Source organism: Nonomuraea sp. CA-141351, assembly GCF_050944675.1.
GTDB lineage: Bacteria > Actinomycetota > Actinomycetes > Streptosporangiales > Streptosporangiaceae > Nonomuraea.
Genome location: NZ_CP191982.1, coordinates 8,081,758 through 8,097,910, shown reverse-complemented (window position 1 = coordinate 8,097,910; position 16,153 = coordinate 8,081,758). Strand labels below are relative to the sequence as shown.

The 16,153-nt window shown below is 70.9% G+C and carries 16 protein-coding genes; 14 read left to right on the top strand and 2 right to left on the bottom strand.

Features of this window, described 5'->3' with window-relative positions:
• Positions 1–6: 6 nt before the first annotated feature.
• The 14 genes from ACQPWU_RS38160 (at position 7) to ACQPWU_RS38095 (ending at position 14,102) form a co-directional block, all read left to right on the top strand.
• Positions 7–1,536, top strand: coding sequence for a hypothetical protein (locus ACQPWU_RS38160; protein WP_433430372.1), 1,530 nt, complete (start codon positions 7–9; stop codon positions 1,534–1,536).
• Entirely contained in the window at positions 1,526–2,515 is a 990-nt protein-coding gene (locus tag ACQPWU_RS38155; protein WP_433430371.1) for a hypothetical protein, read from the top strand. Before ACQPWU_RS38160 ends, ACQPWU_RS38155 begins: the two co-directional genes overlap by 11 nt.
• A gap of 29 nt (positions 2,516–2,544) precedes the next feature.
• Entirely contained in the window at positions 2,545–2,907 is a 363-nt protein-coding gene (locus tag ACQPWU_RS38150) for a YybH family protein (RefSeq protein WP_433430370.1), read from the top strand.
• A gap of 1 nt (position 2,908) precedes the next feature.
• Positions 2,909–3,694: a hypothetical protein gene (locus tag ACQPWU_RS38145; RefSeq protein ID WP_433430368.1), complete on the top strand. Its 786-nt coding sequence runs from the start codon at positions 2,909–2,911 to the stop codon at positions 3,692–3,694.
• Positions 3,691–4,995 (top strand): phenylacetate--CoA ligase family protein, encoded by a 1,305-nt coding sequence (locus ACQPWU_RS38140; protein ID WP_433430367.1) that lies wholly within the window; start codon positions 3,691–3,693, stop codon positions 4,993–4,995. Before ACQPWU_RS38145 ends, ACQPWU_RS38140 begins: the two co-directional genes overlap by 4 nt.
• Positions 4,996–5,011: 16 nt before the next feature.
• On the top strand, positions 5,012–5,755 hold the full coding sequence (locus ACQPWU_RS38135; protein ID WP_433430366.1) for a HalD/BesD family halogenase: 744 nt from the start codon (positions 5,012–5,014) through the stop codon (positions 5,753–5,755).
• A gap of 3 nt (positions 5,756–5,758) precedes the next feature.
• A complete protein-coding gene (locus tag ACQPWU_RS38130; protein WP_433430364.1) occupies positions 5,759–6,793 on the top strand; it encodes a glycosyltransferase family 2 protein in 1,035 nt (344 codons plus the stop codon).
• A complete protein-coding gene (locus ACQPWU_RS38125) occupies positions 6,790–8,001 on the top strand; it encodes an ATP-grasp domain-containing protein (RefSeq protein ID WP_433430363.1) in 1,212 nt (403 codons plus the stop codon). Before ACQPWU_RS38130 ends, ACQPWU_RS38125 begins: the two co-directional genes overlap by 4 nt.
• Positions 7,998–8,672, top strand: coding sequence for a hypothetical protein (locus ACQPWU_RS38120; protein ID WP_433430361.1), 675 nt, complete (start codon positions 7,998–8,000; stop codon positions 8,670–8,672). Before ACQPWU_RS38125 ends, ACQPWU_RS38120 begins: the two co-directional genes overlap by 4 nt.
• Before the next feature lie 2 nt (positions 8,673–8,674).
• The gene (locus ACQPWU_RS38115; RefSeq protein WP_433430360.1) at positions 8,675–9,946 is read left to right on the top strand and encodes a phenylacetate--CoA ligase family protein; all 1,272 of its coding nucleotides are present in this window, start codon (positions 8,675–8,677) and stop codon (positions 9,944–9,946) included.
• The gene (locus ACQPWU_RS38110) at positions 9,943–11,166 is read left to right on the top strand and encodes a hypothetical protein (protein ID WP_433430358.1); all 1,224 of its coding nucleotides are present in this window, start codon (positions 9,943–9,945) and stop codon (positions 11,164–11,166) included. Before ACQPWU_RS38115 ends, ACQPWU_RS38110 begins: the two co-directional genes overlap by 4 nt.
• A gap of 2 nt (positions 11,167–11,168) precedes the next feature.
• Positions 11,169–12,653 (top strand): cation:proton antiporter, encoded by a 1,485-nt coding sequence (locus ACQPWU_RS38105; protein ID WP_433430356.1) that lies wholly within the window; start codon positions 11,169–11,171, stop codon positions 12,651–12,653.
• Positions 12,650–13,660: an NAD-dependent epimerase/dehydratase family protein gene (locus tag ACQPWU_RS38100; protein WP_433430354.1), complete on the top strand. Its 1,011-nt coding sequence runs from the start codon at positions 12,650–12,652 to the stop codon at positions 13,658–13,660. The genes ACQPWU_RS38105 and ACQPWU_RS38100 overlap by 4 nt, the downstream gene beginning before the upstream one ends.
• A 175-nt stretch (positions 13,661–13,835) precedes the next feature.
• A complete protein-coding gene (locus ACQPWU_RS38095; protein ID WP_433430353.1) occupies positions 13,836–14,102 on the top strand; it encodes a hypothetical protein in 267 nt (88 codons plus the stop codon).
• A gap of 233 nt (positions 14,103–14,335) precedes the next feature.
• On the opposite strand, the gene ACQPWU_RS38090 is transcribed toward ACQPWU_RS38095, so the two are convergent.
• Positions 14,336–15,310, bottom strand: coding sequence for an NlpC/P60 family protein (locus ACQPWU_RS38090; RefSeq protein ID WP_433430352.1), 975 nt, complete (start codon positions 15,308–15,310; stop codon positions 14,336–14,338).
• Positions 15,311–15,430: 120 nt separating this feature from the next.
• The gene (locus tag ACQPWU_RS38085; protein WP_433430350.1) at positions 15,431–16,111 is read right to left on the bottom strand and encodes a C39 family peptidase; all 681 of its coding nucleotides are present in this window, start codon (positions 16,109–16,111) and stop codon (positions 15,431–15,433) included.
• Positions 16,112–16,153: the final 42 nt, after the last annotated feature.

The following is a 16,153-nucleotide window of genomic DNA, read 5'->3' as shown; positions in this document are numbered from 1 at the left end:
AAGCGCATGAGCACGACTGCCGGGGTCGGCTACACCGACCTGTTCAGACAGGACCGCTCCCACCCGCATTGGGCCTACGACTACGCCCAGCGCCTGGTGGAGCGGCACGGGCCGGGGCGGCGCGTGGTGATCCAGACCAGCATGTCGCCCAGCGGCTGGTTCCACGTCGGCAACTTCCGCGACACCGCCTGCGCGTACCTGGTCCACCGGGCGCTGCGGCGGCTGGGACAGGACTCGCTGATCCTGCTCAGCTTCGACGACTACGACCCCATCCGCCCCAGCCAGGCCGCCCGCGAACCCGAGCTGGCCGGGTACGGCGCCCGCCCGCTGGGCGCGGCCACCGAGCGCAGCAGGCGGATCTGCCGCCGCTACATCGCCGAGTTGAAGCGCATGGGCATCTGCCCGGCGGAGGCCGACGCCGACGGCCGCACGCCGGCGGACTCCGACTGGCAGACCCACTACCAGCACGGACGCTACCTCGCCGGCACCTACGTACCGCTCCAGCTGCGCTACCTCCGCGGCGCGGGCAAGCTCGGCAAGCTCCTCGGGCAGGCGCCCGAGCACCTGTTCAGCGTCTACTGCGAGCAGTGCGGCCGGGGCGGCACGCGTACGCTCAAGCTCGGCCGCGGCCGGGTGCGCTACGCCTGCGACTCCTGCGGCGCCCTCACCACCACCCGGCGCATCGAACTGGTGAAGCCGGCGTGGGCGCTCGACTGGACGCTGCGGGTCACCCACGAGCGCATCGACTGCGAGCCGGCGGGCCAGGACCACTGCAGCGCGGGCAGCACGATGGACCGCACCCGGGCGATCTACCGCGAGTACCTGCGGGCGCACCAGCCGGTGATCGTGCCGTACGGCCTGGTCCGCCAGGCCGCCGACAGCGGCAAGGTGTCGGGCTCGCGCGGCGGCGGAATGACGCTCGCCGACCTCATGCGGGTCATGCCGCCCCGGCTGATCCTCTTCCTGTACGGCAGGCCCAACTGCCTGTCCGACTTCCGCATCAGCCTGGACTTCGCCCCGTTCGTCGCCGCCTACGACGCCTACGACCGCTTCCTGACCCGGGTGCGGGCGGGCGAGCGGCGGGCCGCGGCGCTGCACGATCTCATCGCCGGCGAGGACGACGAGACCGGCCCGCTGCCCGGGATGCGGCAGGTGCTCGGGCTGCTCCAGTCCTACTGCTACGACGTGGAACGTGTCACCGCCCTGCTCGGGCCGGCCGCCGCCGAACGGGTCCGCCACGCCCACGCCTGGCTGACCCGTCACGGCCGCTGCTGGATGGACCGTACGGTGGCGGCCGAGCCGGGGGCCCTGCTCGTGGACGGGGACCTGCCGGAACGCTGGACCCGCGCGTCGTACCGGACGCTCTATCTGACCCTGTTCGGCACCGAGTCGGGGCCGCCGCTGAGGCGGCTGGAGCAGATCTTCGGCCGGGCCGAGCTCGTCGCCGCCGTGCGAGCCTACGCGGACCGCACCGAGCGCCCCCTGCGTGAGCGGGTGCTCGCGCAGCCCAGGCCGGGTGACGCCGATGCAAGTTGAGATCATCGACCCCACGGTGCAGCCGGTGCCCGCCGACTGGGAGCTCTTCCGCAAGCAGGAGGGCCTGATCGCGGCCTGGCAGGCGGACGCGCTCACGGCGGTCGCCTGGTGCTCCACCCGTCCGGTCCGGCTGGGGATCGTGCGTGACGGGGGCCAGGTGGCCGCCCTGTTCAGCGGTGAGGTGACGGGGCTGCCGCCCCGCCGGGGCAGGTACGCCGAGCCCGGGGCGCTCCCGCTGACCGGGTGGTTCAACTGCCGTATGCTCATCGGCTTCACCAGCGGTTTCGTGTTCGCCGCCGAGCTGCCCGAGCCGGACAGGGTCGCGGTGCTCGCCGCGTTCGAGAAGGCGCTGCGCCGCCGGCTGGGGCGGCACTGCCTGGGCATCCTCTACCGGCAGGTCACCGCCGACATGCTGCCGTTGGTGGCGCGACGGTCCCGGCCCCGGATCACGACCGCGCCCAACACGCTGCTGCGCAACCGCTGGCCCGACATGGACGCGTACTTCGCCGACCTGCCGCGCGACCGGCGGCGCCGGCTACGCAAGATCCACGCCGAGGCCGCGGAGGGCACGCGGGTGCTGGCGGGCGCGGGCGAGATCGACCCCGTGCAGGCCGCGGCGCTGGCCCAGGCCACCCTGCGCAAGCACGGCAGCTCCGACGCGCCCCTGCCCGCGCGCTATTTCCACGTGCTCAGCGGCGAGGAAGGCGTGCGTTACTTCGGCCACCTGGACGAGGACCGGCTGCTCTCCTTCGATCTGGCCTTCGACGACGGCCGGCGGCTGGTCACCACGGTGACCGGCTCGCTGGAGGTGCGCGACGGGGGCCGCCGCAACCTCTACTTCGACCTGTACCTGCGCGAGATCGACTACATGATCGGGCACGGCCGCGAGGGATGCGAGTTCGGCAAGGGGATGGCCGAGCTGAAGCAGCGGTTCGGGTGCGAGCTGATTCCCCAGACCGCCGTGCCGGCCGCATGGTGACCATCCGACATCTCGAGAGGCGAACGACCATGGAGTTCTCACAGGCGCTCGACGCGCATCTGAAGGCAATCGAGGCACGTGACCTGGAGGGATACCTGGCCACCGTCCACCAGGACGCCTCGGTGATCCTGCCGAACGGGACGCTCCTGCGCGGCAAGGAGGCGGTCGCCGAGTTCCACGCCGCCTGGTTCGGCGACCCCGACTGGTCGCTGCGGGCCGAGACCGTGCGGGTGGAGACGGTGGGGGAGGCCGCCTTCGCCCTGCTGTCGGTGGTGTACGACGACCTGGACCCGGAGGGGAAGCCGTACCAGAAGGTCTACTACCTGACCCTGTACTTCACCCGGGCCGACGGGCGGTGGCTGCTCGTCCACGACCAGAACACCTTCTGCTGAGATGACCGGATCGGGGTTCTCCGAGCGGGCCTGGGAGCAGGGGTACCGGGCCGCGGTGGCGCGGGCGTTCGGCACCGTGCCGTACTACCGCGAGATGTGGGCCGAGACGGGCGCGCGGCAGGAGGAGCCGGCCCCGACGCCGGTGACGCGGCTTGAGACCGTGCTGGCCAGGCTGTACCCGCTGGGCGCGCCGTACGAGCGGCGGCGGGAGGAGCCCGGCTGGCTGGGCGAGCCCGGCGAGCTGTTCGAGGCCCTGCGGCTGACCGGGGAGTACCGGGGCGAGCGGCCGCTGTTCGAGGTCCGCCGGGCACTGCTGGACTGGCGGCGGATCGGCAGGGCGCGCTACCACGTCGTGCTCAGCGCGGACGCCGAGGTGGCCGACCCCGAGATCAGGGCGGCAGGGCTGCGTGCCTTGCACGCCGCGCGCGAGCCCGCCCTGCTGGGCGACCCCGGCCAGATCGCCGAGCTGCCCGATCGTCCGGACCGGGCACGCCTGCTCCTGCGCGTGCCCCTGACGGACCTCGGCACACACGAGCACGGGCATGTCGTGCACGACGGTCACCTGGGCTACCTCGGGGGCCGCCACCGGGGATGCGGGCAGGTCCACGTGAACTGGCGGCGCGTGCACGTCCGCCAGACCCCGGAGGGACCGCTGTTCACCCTGCTGCGGCGGCGCCGGCCGACCCTGGTGGGCATCAGCGTCCCCGGCACCGCCCACCTCGCCCTGGAGCGCTGCCGCCGGCACGGCACGCCCGTGCTGGCCGCCCGCGAGGCGGTGGCCTCGTGAGGGCGTCCACGTTCAACCTCGCGCCGGTCGCCTACCATCTGGCCGGGGTCCGCCGCAGGGAGCGCCTCGGCCACGAGAAGCAGCGGCGGCTCCAGGCCCAGCGGCTGCGCGCCCTCGTACGGCACGCCTACGCCAACGTCCCCTACTACCGGCGCGCGTTCGTCCCCGCCCTGGTCGAGGGGCTGCGCAGCGCGCACGACCTGGCCGGATTCCCGGTGCTGGACCGCATGGACCTGCACCACAACGGAGCCGGCCTGCTCGCGGACGGGTTCACCGAGGCCAACACCCGCGCCGCCGCGACCAGCGGCTCCTCGGGCATCCCGATCACGATCCGCAACTCGGAACGCGACCTGGGCTACCTGCGCGCGACGTATCTGCAGGACATGCTCTCCCTCGGGCTGCGCCCCTCCGACAGGATCGCCTATTTCCGGGTCAACCCGTTCCTGCGTCACCCGCTCGAACGCCTGGGAGTGCTGCGCAACTTCCACATCCCCACCGACCGGTCGCTGGACGAGCAGGTGGCCGCGTTCCTGGCGGCCAGGCCCACGTTCCTCGTCGGGTTCCCCAACGTCATCGCCAGCGTGGTGGACGAGCTCAAGCGGCGCGGCATCGCCCACAAGGGCGTCAGGACCGTGCTGTTCGGCGGCGAGCGGCTCACCCCGGCCGCCCGCGCGCACATCCTCGACTACTTCGGCGCGGCCCACCAAGAGGTGTACGCCTGCGTCGAGACGTTCACCATCGCCCGCGCCTGCCCGAAGGGGAGCCTGCACCTGCGCACCTCCGACCTGGTCGTCGAGGTCGAGCACGAGGACGGCACCGTCTCGGTCGAGGACGGCCGGGGCGAGATCATCCTGACCAGGCTGCGCGGGCAGGCCATGCCGCTGATCCGCTACCGGCTCGGCGACCGGGTGCACATCACCCCCAGCGACTGCCCCTGCGGAGTGGCCCGCACGCCCATCGTGCGCGAGGTCCTGGGCCGCAGCCAGGACCGCATCGCCGCCGCCGACGGCCGGCGCTACTACGGGGACTTCCTCACCTACGTGGTCCAGGACTTCCCCGAGGTGACCCGGATGCAGCTGATCCAGCACCGGCCGGGGGCGGTCGAGGTGGTGATCGTGCCGGTCGCGGGCGCCCGCGACGACCTCACGGCCGACATCACGCAGGCGCTCCGCCGCAAGGCGCCCGGCCTGGACGCCACCGTACGAACGGCGACACGAATCGCCCCAGAAGCCAACGGAAAGATCAAGATCGTGAAAGTACACGGAGACCCCGTGCTTTCCGGTGATTCATCCGCAACCTAGAAAGGTCACGTGTCACATGTCGCTGAAGGAAACCATCGACCAGCGCATAGCCGACCACCTTAAGGCCGCTTACACCGATGACCACGCCGTACGCAAGCTGTCGCAGCACTTCCGCCGCGAGGGCTACGTGAAACTGCCCGGGCTGGTCCCGCAGTCGCTGTTCAAGGAGGTCAGCGACGAGGTCCACCGGCTGCTCGACCTGCACGAGAAGCGGATCGACATCCACCTGGCCGAGACCGGCAACTCGCCGCGTTACATGAGCACGATCAGCCAGCAGGCCATCGCCAAGGACAGCGGGCTGATCCCGGCCGTCTACGAATCGCAGGCGCTCATGGGCTTCCTGTCGCGGCTGGCGGCTCAGCCGGTCGTGCTGTGCCCGTGGGAGGAGGAGAAGTACATCGCCATCCGCCAGCACAAGCAGGGCGACACGCACGGCTGGCACTGGGGTGACTTCAGCTTCACGGTGATCTGGATCATCGAGGCCCCGGAGGCCAAGTACGGCGGTCAGCTCCAGACCGTCCCGCACACCGACTGGAACAAGCAGGACCCGCGCGTGGAGGAGTACCTGCAGGCGCACCCGATCAAGACCTGGGGACACGCCACCGGCGACCTGTACTTCCTGCGTTCGGACACCACCCTGCACCGCACGATCCCGCTGAACGCCGACCGGACGCGCATCATCCTGAACACCTGCTGGGCCAGTGAGTCGGACGCCAAGAAGGAGGCCACTCACGAGACCATGCACGCGATGTTCGACTGACAGATGTCCGACCTCATCCATCACTCAGGGGCGCATGCGGGCATGAAGGACGCCCGCATGCCGCCCCCCGGCATCACCGCGATCATCCCGTGCTACAACGAGATCGCCTGCGTCGAGCGCGCGTACCAGGAGATCCAGGCGGAGCTGGGCAAGTACGAGGACGTCGAGATGCTGTTCATCGACGACGGCAGCACCGACGGCACGCTGGATGCGATCAAGGGCTTCGCCGCCGCCGATCCCCGGGTGAAGTACATCTCCTTCGCCCGGAACTTCGGCCTGGAGGCGGCCTTCTCCGCCGGGTTCAAGTACGCCTCCAAGGCCTGGACGGTGCAGTTCGACGCGGACCTGCAGTCGCCCCCGCACGAGATGCACCGGCTCGTGGCCAAGGCGATGGAGGGCTACGACGTGGTCTTCGCCGTGCGCGAGAACCGCCAGGACGCGTGGTACCGCAGGCTCGGCACCTGGGCGCACCAGACGATCGCCCAGCGCTGGCTCGGCATCGAGCTGCCGCAGGGCGCGTCGGTGTTCCGGATCGTCCGTACCAGCGTGGCGCGCAAGGTGGTGGACACCAAGCTGTCCACGCCGTACTTCATCGCCACCGCCCCGCTGCTCGGCGCCCGCTACACCACGCTGCCCACCACGCACCAGCCGAGGGTGGACGGCACCGGCAAGTGGAACCTGCGCAAGCTGTTCACGCACGCCACCGAGCTGTTCGTCGGGTTCTCGTTCCGGCCGCTGACCTGGCTCATCGGCCTGGCCGCCGCGGCCGTGGCCGGGGGGATCGCGATCGCGGCGCTGGCGCTGGCCGGGCGCGTCGGCCCGCTCGTGGTCGACCTGGCGGCCCTGCTCACCGCCCTGGTCACGCTCGTCCTGCTCGCGGTGGTCGCCCGCTATCTCGTACGGGTGATGCGCGTGCAGGCGATCGGCGTGCCGCGCTACCAGATCCGCGAGGCCAACATCCCGATCCGGGCGGACGAGGCCCTGTACGGCCATGAGACCCCCTATGTCGTCGCCGAAGTCTGGGAGAACGTCAGTTGAGAAACCTCATCGTGCTCGGCGGAGGCGAGGACCAGATCCCCGCCTACCGGGAGGGACGCAGACTCGGCTATCGGGTGATCGGCGTGGACCAGCGTCCCGACGCGCTCGGCGCCGCGGAAGCCGACCAGTTCCTCTGCATGACCAGCAGGGACCCGGAAGGCATCGCCCGCGCCCTGGGCCCGATCGACGTCGCCGCCGTCATCTCCCCGGCCAGCGACGCGGCCCAGGAGGCGGTGGCGGAGCTGCGCCGGATCTACCGCACCCCGCACCAGACCGCGCCGGACGCCCTGCGGTGCACAGTGGACAAGGGCTTCTTCCGGCAGGTCATCGACCGGCTGGGGCTGCCCGCGTACCGCTACGTGCAGGACGACGACATCGAGAAGCTGACCGCGGCGGCGGCGGCGGACCTCGGCTACCCGCTGATCGTCAAGCCGGCCGACTCGTCGGGCAGCAAGGGCATCACCGTGCTCGACGGTCCGGCCGAGCTGCCGGGCGCGATCGAGTACGCCCGTAAGCACTCCTTCTCCCGCCAGGTGATCCTGGAGGAGCTGATCGCGGGCAGCCACGGCGCGGTGGAGTCGTTCTTCGCCGACGGCCGGCTGGCGTTCATGGCCGTCACCGACCGCGTCATCACCGGCCCGCCGGCGATGATCAGCCTGGCCCACGTGGTGCCCGCCGACCTCGGCCCGTCCGTGTACGCGCGGCTGAGCGAGGCGATCACCGCCATCTGCGCCGAGGTCGGGCACCGGCACGGCCCGGTCAACTTCGACTTCGTGCTCACGCCCGGCGGCGACCTGTGCTTCATCGAGATGGGCGCCAGGCTGGGCGGCAACGGCATGCCGCTGATGGTCCGGCACGCCTTCGGGCTGAACACGGTCGAGGCGGCCATCCGGCTGGCCCTGGGCGAGCCGCTGAGCATCGACGTCACCCACCGGCGCACCGCCGTGCTCCGCATCCTGGCCGCCGAGACCGACGGCGTGCTCACCGCCGTCGAAGGGCTCGCCGAGCTCAGGCGGATGCCGGAGGTGGTGGACGTGCAGGTGTTCAAAACGCCCGGCGACCACGTGCGGGCCTACACGCAGGCCGGGCACAAGCTCGGCTACCTGGTCCTGGTCGCCGACACGCGGGAGTTGCTGGAAGACGCGCTGGACCGGGCCCTGCGCACTCTTCGATTCGAGATCGAGCCCGATGTGAAAGGTTCCCCATGATCCCCCGTAAGCCGCTCGGCTTCCTGATTTTCACGGCGCTCGCGGTCCTCGCCGCGGCGTTCGTCTGGTTCGGCCTGCCCCACGACCGGGAGGTGAAGTCGCTGGGCATCTTCCTGGTGAAGCTGCTGCCGTTCATCTTCGCCGCCGAGGCCGTGGCCAGGCTGGACGTGGAGTGGGCCAAGCGGATCAGGCTCGCGCTATGGACGGTGCCACCCGCGTTCCTGGTGTACTTCCTCTACTTCGTGCCGAAGATCTTCTTCTTCGGCGGGGTGGAGGTCGGCAGCCGTGAGGCGTTCTACGGGCTGTACTACCACGTGCTCACGGTGACGCCGTTGATCATCATGGCCATGGTGCTGGCCTTCCGGCTGGGCGGCGGCTCGGCGGCGCTGGTGCGCAGGCTCGCCTACGGCATGCTGCTGCTGATGCTGTCAGGCCTGGAGGACTTCGCCTTCCTGACGGTCAACGACCACACCGACCCGGCCTACGCCACCATCCCCGACGTGTGGGACTGGGCCTCGCACATGACCGTGTTCCTCGGGCACCCGCCCACCAAGTACGAGGCGTACACGTTCATCCTGGTCCACGTGGTGCTGGCGCTGGCGGTGTTCTTCAGCCCGCAGCGCTGGTGGGACTCGCTCAAGCTGCGGTTCGTCCGGACCGAGAGCGCGTAGCGGTGCTCTTGCGCGAGGCGGCGTACGTGCCGCTCACCATCGCGCGGCAGTACGGCGGCGTGGCGGGGCTGCGCCGCCGCCAGCTGCGCGGGCTCAACCGGGTGCTGGAGCTGGCCCGCACCCGGGTGCCCTACTACCGCGACGACCCGCGCTACGCACGGGGGCCGCTGCGCAGCCTGGCCGAGCTGGCCGAGCTGCCGGTGCTGGACAAGCAGGTGCTGCGCGAGCAGCCGCTGGAGCGCATGCTCGCCGACGGCGTGGACCCGGAGCAGTGCCTGTCATTCCAGACCAGCGGCAGCACCGGGCGGCGGGTCAGGATCCTGCACGACCAGGACAGCCACGACTACCACATGGCCGCGTGCGTGCGCAGGTTCCTGGCCACCGGCCGCTACCTGCCCACCGACCGGCTCAGCCACATCCGGCCGTTCGCGCCGCCCGCCCGCATGTTCGAGCGGTTCGGGCTGTTCAGGCGGCACGTGATCCTCTCGCACCGGCCCATGGCGGAGATCAAGGCGGAGCTGCTGGCCAACCGCCCCAAGGTGCTGATCGGCTACCCCGTACACCTGCGGGCCCTGCTGCGGGCGCTGACCCCGGACGAGCTGGCGCGGCTACGGCGGACGCTGCGGATCGTGATGACCGAGTCCGAGCTGCTGCTGCCCGAGCACCGCTCCATGTTCGCCACGCAGTTCGCGGCGCCGGTCTTCGACGAGTACTCGGCCTTCGAGGTGCTCAACGTGACCTACGACTGCCGCCACGGCCGCGCCCACCTGGGCGAGGACCGCGTCTACTGCGAGATCGTGGACGAGCGGGGCGACCCGGTGCCGGACGGCGAGCCCGGCAGGGTGGTGGTCACCTCGTTCCTAGAGCAGGCGATGCCGCTGCTGCGCTACAGCCTGGGCGACATCGGCCTCATCGAGCCGGGCCGCTGCCCCTGCGGCCGCCGCTTCCGCACCCTGCGCCTGACCACGGGACGCAGCAACGACTACGTCACGCTGCCGTCGGGGGAGCGGCTCTACCCGGACGCGTTCCTGCACCTGGCCGCCACCCACCCCGGCGTCAGCGAGTGCTTCGTCCACCAGGAGGCCGACGGGCTGGTACGCGTCCACGTCGTACCGAGCGGCGAGGAAGCAGGCGAGCAGGTGTTCGCGACCGTGCGCGAGAAGCTGTACGGCCTGGCCGGAGGGGAGTTCCCGCTGGAGGTGGTGCGGGCGGAGTCCGTGCTCATCACGCCGGGCGGTAAGGGCCGGTTCGTCACCTCTGACTATTCCGCATGAAACGCCCTGCACCGGCCACCGTGAGGCGGCTGGCGGCGCTGGTCGGCGGCCGGGCGGCGTTCCGCGGGACGCTGCTGCTGGCCAACCTCGTGCTGCTGGCGGCCTGGGGCTCGGCGGGCTACGCGGGATACGCGCAGGCGATGGGCGGCGCCGCCGTCCTGGCCCTGATCGCCTCCACCGGGATCGAGAAGTGCGCGCTCAAGCTGATCCCCCGGCTGCGGTACACCGTCCCCGCGCTGGTCGGCGTCTTCGTGGCGCTCGCCGGCCTGCTGCTCGTGGTGTCGCTCGCCGTCCTGGGCGGCATGCTGGCGCTCGGCCACAACGGGCCGTGGCCGCTGGCCGCGCTCGCCGGCCTGAGCCAGATCGGCGTGGGACTCAACCAGGTCCTCGTCGGCCTGACCAGGGCCATCGGCAAGCCGGCGCGCGACGTGGCCAACCATCTCGTGCTCTCGGCGGCGCTGGCCTGCTGGACGGCGGCGGCGCTGACGCTCGAGATCACGCCGGCGACGTTCCTGTCGCTGTACGTCGGCACGCTGGCCGTGCTCGACCTGGCGTTGCTGGCAGGGTTGCGGCCCGACTTCCGCGGGCTGCGACGCCGCACACTCAAGAGGGCCGCCGTCGGGACGTCGCTGCGGATGGCGGTGCCCGACCTGGCCGGCGGGATGTCGATCAGCCTGATGTTCCTGGCTCTGTCCGTGGCCGGCGCGCAGGCCGAGAGCACCGGGCTCTACATGGCGGGCACCGCCTCCTCGACCCTGCTCAACGCCTTCTCCTATCTGCTGCGCATCCTGCAGCCCGACGTCTCCAGGGCGCTGTACCAGCGGGACCTCACCGCGGCCTACAAGCGGCTGTCGCGCTGGCTGCGCGTGCTGATGCTCGCCGGCACGCCGTACGTGCTGGGCGTGCTGGCGCTGGCGCTGACCGTGCTGCGGCCGTACGGGGACGTGGGGGTCGTGATCCTCTACATCGCGTGCGTCCCGGTCATCTTCGCCGTCGGCAGCGCCAACTACCTGATGGAGAACGCCACCCGCCAGGCGCTGCACGCGACCGCGGTCGGGGCCGCCCTGTCGCTGGCCGTGATCGGCGCGCTGGCCTTCGTCGTCGTGCCGTGGGCGGGGGCGCTCGGCGCGGTGGTCCTGATCGCGTTCGGCGAGCTCATCCACGCGGGGGCGATCCTCCGCTGGCTGCGACCGCGGTCTCGTCAACTCATGGGGGTGTGAACATGGCGGTTGAGAGACCGCTCGAGGACACCGAGCAGCGGCTGCTGCCCGCGCCGGCCCGGGGGCTGGTCCTGGCGCTCGTGCTGACAGGGGCGGCCGTGGCGCTGGTCATGGTGGCCTTCGGCGGCGGCGCGGGCGGCTCGGGGCAGCCGGTCGCGCGGGCGGTCGCGGAGGAGGTGTCGCGGGCGGAGTTCGCGCTGCGGCTGTTCGTCGCGGTGGGGGTGATCGGCGGGCTGGCCTCGCTCGGCGGGGTGCTGGCCCGCAGGCTCGGCCAGCCGACCGTGGTGGGGCAGATGGTGGCAGGGCTGCTGCTCGGGCCGTCGGCTCTGGGCGCGCTGGCACCCGGTGCGATGAGCCTGGTCATGCCGGACTGGATCGCGCCGAACCTGAACCTCATCGCCCAGGCCGCATTGGCGATCTTCATGTTCACCGTGGGCATGGAGTTCGACCCGCAGGTGCTCGGCCGCCAGCGGAGCGTGATCGGGGCGGCCAGCCTGGCGATGATGGCGGTGCCGTTCGCGCTGGGCGCCGTCGCGGCGATCCCGTTCTCCGCCACGATGGCCGGGCCGAAGGCGGGGATGACCGAATACGTGCTGTTCGTCGGCACCGCGCTCAGCGTCACCGCCTTCCCGGTGCTCGCCAGGATCGTGCAGGAGTCGGGGCTGTCCGGCACCAGGCTGGGCTCGCTGGCCATGGTCTGCGCGGGGGTGGCGGACGTGCTCGCCTGGTGCGCGCTGGCCGTGGTGCTGGCGATCACACAGGCGCGCAGCCCCGCCGGGGTGCTGACCGCGGTCGCGCTGACGGCCGGACTGGTGCTGCTGGTCCTGCTCGTCGTACGCCCCGCGCTGCGCGTCCTAGCCGCCCGCCACGCCGGGGCCACGGTGCCCACCCCCGCCGGCCTGGCTCTCGTGCTCGGCCTGATCTTCGCGCTGGCCGCGGCCACGGACGCCATCGGCGTACACGCGATCTTCGGGGCCTTCCTGGCCGGGATCGTGCTGCCGCGCGACTCGGCCATGCTCGGCACCGTGCCGGAACGGCTCGGGACGCTCAACCGGGCCATGCTCCTGCCGGTGTTCTTCGCCTCGATCGGGCTGCAGACCAACGTCCGGCTGGCCCTCGACCATCCGGCCGTGCTGGTCGGCGGCACGGTGCTGCTCGCGGTCGCCGTGCTCGGCAAGCTCGGCACCGCCTCCGTGGTCGCGCTGGCCGGGGGCATGCCCAGACGGCTCTCGCTCGGCCTCGGCGTGCTCATGAACGCCCGCGGGGTCACCGAGATCGTCGTGCTCAGCACCGGGCTGAGCGTCGGCGTCATCAGCGACGGCGCCTTCGCCATGCTCGTGGTGATGGCCCTGGTCACCACCGTGATGACGGTGCCCGCGCTACGCCTGCTCAAGCTGTTCAACCCCGCCGGGGCCGCATCCGGGCCAACACCGCACCACACCGCCACCAGCGGAGTCACCACCAGTGGAAAGGAACGACTGTCATGACCTCCACCTCACTCGTCACCGGGGGCGCCGGCTTCATCGGCTCCCACGTCGCAGCCGACCTGCTCCGAGCCGGCCACCGCGTCGTGGTGCTCGACGACCTGTCGGGCGGGGACGCGGCCAACGTGCCCGACGGCGCCCACTTCCACGAGGGCAGCGTGTGCGATCCGGAGACCGTGGACGGGCTGTTCAGGACCTGGAAGTTCGACTACGTCTTCCACCTGGCCGCGTACGCCGCCGAAGGGCTCAGCCACTTCATCAAGCGCTACAACTACACCAACAACGTGATCGGCAGCGTGAACCTGATCAACGCGTCCGTCAACGCCGGGACCGTGCGCTGCTTCGTCTTCACCTCCTCCATCGCCGTCTACGGCCACGCCAGTCCTCCCATGAGCGAGGACCTGACGCCGGCCCCGGTGGACCCGTACGGCATCGCCAAGTACGCGGTCGAGCAGGAGCTGAAGGTCAGCCACGAGATGTTCGGCCTGCCGTACGTCATCTTCAGGCCGCACAACGTCTACGGCGAGCGGCAGAACATCGGCGACCGCTACCGCAACGTCATCGGGATCTTCATGAACCAGATCCTGCGCGGCGAGGAGTGCACCGTCTTCGGCGACGGCGAGCAGACCCGCGCCTTCAGCCACATCGACGACGTGGCGCTGCCGATCGCCCGCTCGATCGGCAACCCGCGCGCCTACGGCGAGATCTTCAACATCGGCGGCGACACCCCCTACACCGTCAACGAGCTGGCCAGGGCCGTCGCGGAGGCGATGGACGCGCCGCTGCGGGTGCGGCACCTGGAGGCCAGGCACGAGGTGGTCCACGCCTTTTCCTCGCACGACAAAGCCAGGGAGATCCTGGGGGTGGGCGCGGAATCCGTGCCGCTGGCCGAGGGGCTGGCGCAAATGGCCGCTTGGGCGAAGAAGCACGGGCCGCAGGAGCCGTCGGTGTTCTCGGGAATCGAGGTCAGCCGCAATATGCCTCCCTCGTGGCAGGCCCTTGTCAGGTGACCGCCGGCGTATTCCATGGGTAAGGGGCATCCATTCCGCATGCGAAAGGGCGACGATGTTTGAGACGTTGTTCGATCAGGACTATTTGCGAGACCCGCATCCGGTCTATGCGCGACTCCGAGCAGAACGGCCTGTTTTCCGCACCGCCACTCCGCAGGGCGTACAGGTATGGGTGGTGAGCCGCTACGAGGACGTCAAGGCGGCCTGCACCGACCCGCGCCTCAGCAAGGACTTCTCGAACAACCCGCACATGATCAAGGCGAACGAGCTGGAGGGCGGCGACAGCAGCGCCCCGCTGGCCAGGACCGAAGGCGCGATCGCCTTCGGCCACCTGCTCGAGCGCTTCCCCGGCCTCCGGCTCGCCGTCCCGGAGGACCGTCTCGCCTGGCGCCCCGGCCTGCTCATGCACGGCCTGACCAGCCTCCCGGTGCGGAGTTCCTGAGCGTGCCCGTCGAGGCGGAAGGTGGCCGGGTCGGGTGGCGGTGGGGAGCCCGGCGGGGGCTGCTTCGCTGAACGTGCCGTCGAGCGGCAGGTGGGTCGCGCCGTCGATGTGGCCGGTGGTCCACTCGCCGCTCAGGCGCACGTCCAGGACGACCTCCTGCTGCGGCGGCGTGACGGGGGGCGCCCCGGCCGATTGGCGCCCATGTGGGCGTATTCGTCAGGCCGGTCGGCACGTCAGGGGCGGACCGCGCCGGCCAGGCGGTTGCGCCAGTAGTCGTCGAGGTCGACCACTTTGATGACGTCTCCGGTCTGTGGCGCGTGGACCATCTTGCCGTTGCCGGCGTACATGCCCATGTGCCCCAGCCCCTTGCTGAACAGCAGGTCCCCGGGCTCCAGCTGGTCGAGCGGGACGCGGCGGCCGGCTCCCCAGCTCCATTGCAACCAGGTCGTCCGGGGCAGCTGGACTCCTGCCGCGCGCCAGGCGGCCTGGATCAGGCCCGAGCAGTCGTACGAGCCCGGTCCGGTGCCGCCGTACCGGTACGGCTTGCCCACCTGGGCGAAGGCGAACCGGAGCGCCGTGCGGGCGTTGCCGGAGGCGGGGCCGGTGTACGGGATGCCCGGGCTGCCGGTGTCGCCGGTCTTGAACGTGCCCAGCCTGCGCAGGAGCCTGGTCTGCTCGTCGATCAGCTTCTCGACCTCGGCCTTGTCGTCCCGCACCTTGTCGCGCGCGCTCTCAGCCTCGGCCAGGACGGTTTTCGCCTCGTCACGCCGATCGCGCAGCTCCTTGGTGGCCGCCTCATAGGCGCGCACCTTCGCCGCCCTGAGCTGGGCCATCTGCTGGAGTGAGGCCAGGCCGCCCAGGATCGCCTCGGGGTCGCCCTGGCCGGGGAACTGTTCCCACCCGGTGAACAGGCCGGCCTGGTAGCCGCCGACCGCCACCCGGACGAGGTCCTGGCGCAAGGTGTCCGCCCGGACGTCCTTGCGGCCGAGCTCGGCGTCGAGGGCGTCGTACTTCTTCCTGGCGTTCTTGTACGTCTCGGTGGCCTGGTTGTAGCGCTCGACCACCTGGTCGGCCTGCTCGTTCAGCTTCACCAGCTTGGCCCTGGCCTTGGCGGGCGACGGCGCGGCCACGGCGGCGCCCGGGCTGGAGGTCAGGGCGACCGAGGTCAGGGTCACTGCCGCCGCCGTCCGCCCAAGCCATGTCGGCACGGTCACTACGATGCCTCCTCGCGAAGTCCCACTTCATGGCCGACTTCACGTGGGGATACGCGTGGCACCGCCGCGGCGTTCAGTTGGCGGCCGTGGCGCGGGCCAGGGCCCGGTGTCCTGTCAGAGCTTGGAGACGTAGTACATGTTGCCGCCCGGCTGGAGGACGCGGGCCAGGGCGGAGGCGGTGATGGTGTGGGTGCCGCCGGTGGGCTTCCACGGGTCGTAGACGGTGATCGTGCCCGCGGCCTTGTCATAGCCGTAGGCGATGATCGCGTGGCCGATATCGGTGCCCTTGAGTTTGCCCTTGTTCCAGGGCAGCTGGTCCATCCATACCGTGAGCACCGGTGCCCGGTGCAGCTGGCCGATGTTGTTCGAGACCCGCTTCATGAGGACGGCCGGGTTGCCGTCCGCGTCGGTGGGCATCGTGTACTTGTATCCGCTCGACTTGACGTACGCGTTGATCACCGGCACGGCGTTCACGCCCTCGGTGCCATAGGGCGGGGCGGTCTTCATCTTCTTTGCGAGGGTCGACTGGCTGACCGCGATGCCGAAGGTCGACAGGCTCATCGACGACGAGGCGGGCACGCAGTAGACGTTGGTCTGCTGCCGCTGGCCGTCCAGGCTGAGCTGGTACCTCAGCGGCCTGACGAGCTGGTCGGACTTCGCGGTGGCGGCCACGGACTGAGCCGCGGCCGGGGCGGCGGGGGCGGCGTAGGCCGGTGACAGAGGGGTGAAGCAGAGCGCGCTCACCGTCGCAGCCATGGCGAGGGCGATGCCGGTCCCCGGTCTATGGTTCTTCAAGTGATCACTCCACATATGCACACAAAGAACCAAATAGTAGTC

Bases quoted from the DNA above. Each gene is read 5' to 3' on its own strand.
- ACQPWU_RS38160 (WP_433430372.1), top strand. From the start codon at position 7: ATGAGCACGACTGCCGGGGTCGGCTACACCGACCTGTTCAGACAGGAC.
- ACQPWU_RS38120 (WP_433430361.1), top strand. From the start codon at position 7,998: ATGATCCCCCGTAAGCCGCTCGGCTTCCTGATTTTCACGGCGCTCGCG.
- ACQPWU_RS38150 (WP_433430370.1), top strand. From the start codon at position 2,545: ATGGAGTTCTCACAGGCGCTCGACGCGCATCTGAAGGCAATCGAGGCA.
- ACQPWU_RS38110 (WP_433430358.1), top strand. From the start codon at position 9,943: ATGAAACGCCCTGCACCGGCCACCGTGAGGCGGCTGGCGGCGCTGGTC.
- ACQPWU_RS38105 (WP_433430356.1), top strand. From the start codon at position 11,169: ATGGCGGTTGAGAGACCGCTCGAGGACACCGAGCAGCGGCTGCTGCCC.
- ACQPWU_RS38155 (WP_433430371.1), top strand. From the start codon at position 1,526: ATGCAAGTTGAGATCATCGACCCCACGGTGCAGCCGGTGCCCGCCGAC.
- ACQPWU_RS38135 (WP_433430366.1), top strand. From the start codon at position 5,012: ATGTCGCTGAAGGAAACCATCGACCAGCGCATAGCCGACCACCTTAAG.
- ACQPWU_RS38100 (WP_433430354.1), top strand. From the start codon at position 12,650: ATGACCTCCACCTCACTCGTCACCGGGGGCGCCGGCTTCATCGGCTCC.
- ACQPWU_RS38130 (WP_433430364.1), top strand. From the start codon at position 5,759: ATGTCCGACCTCATCCATCACTCAGGGGCGCATGCGGGCATGAAGGAC.
- ACQPWU_RS38145 (WP_433430368.1), top strand. From the start codon at position 2,909: ATGACCGGATCGGGGTTCTCCGAGCGGGCCTGGGAGCAGGGGTACCGG.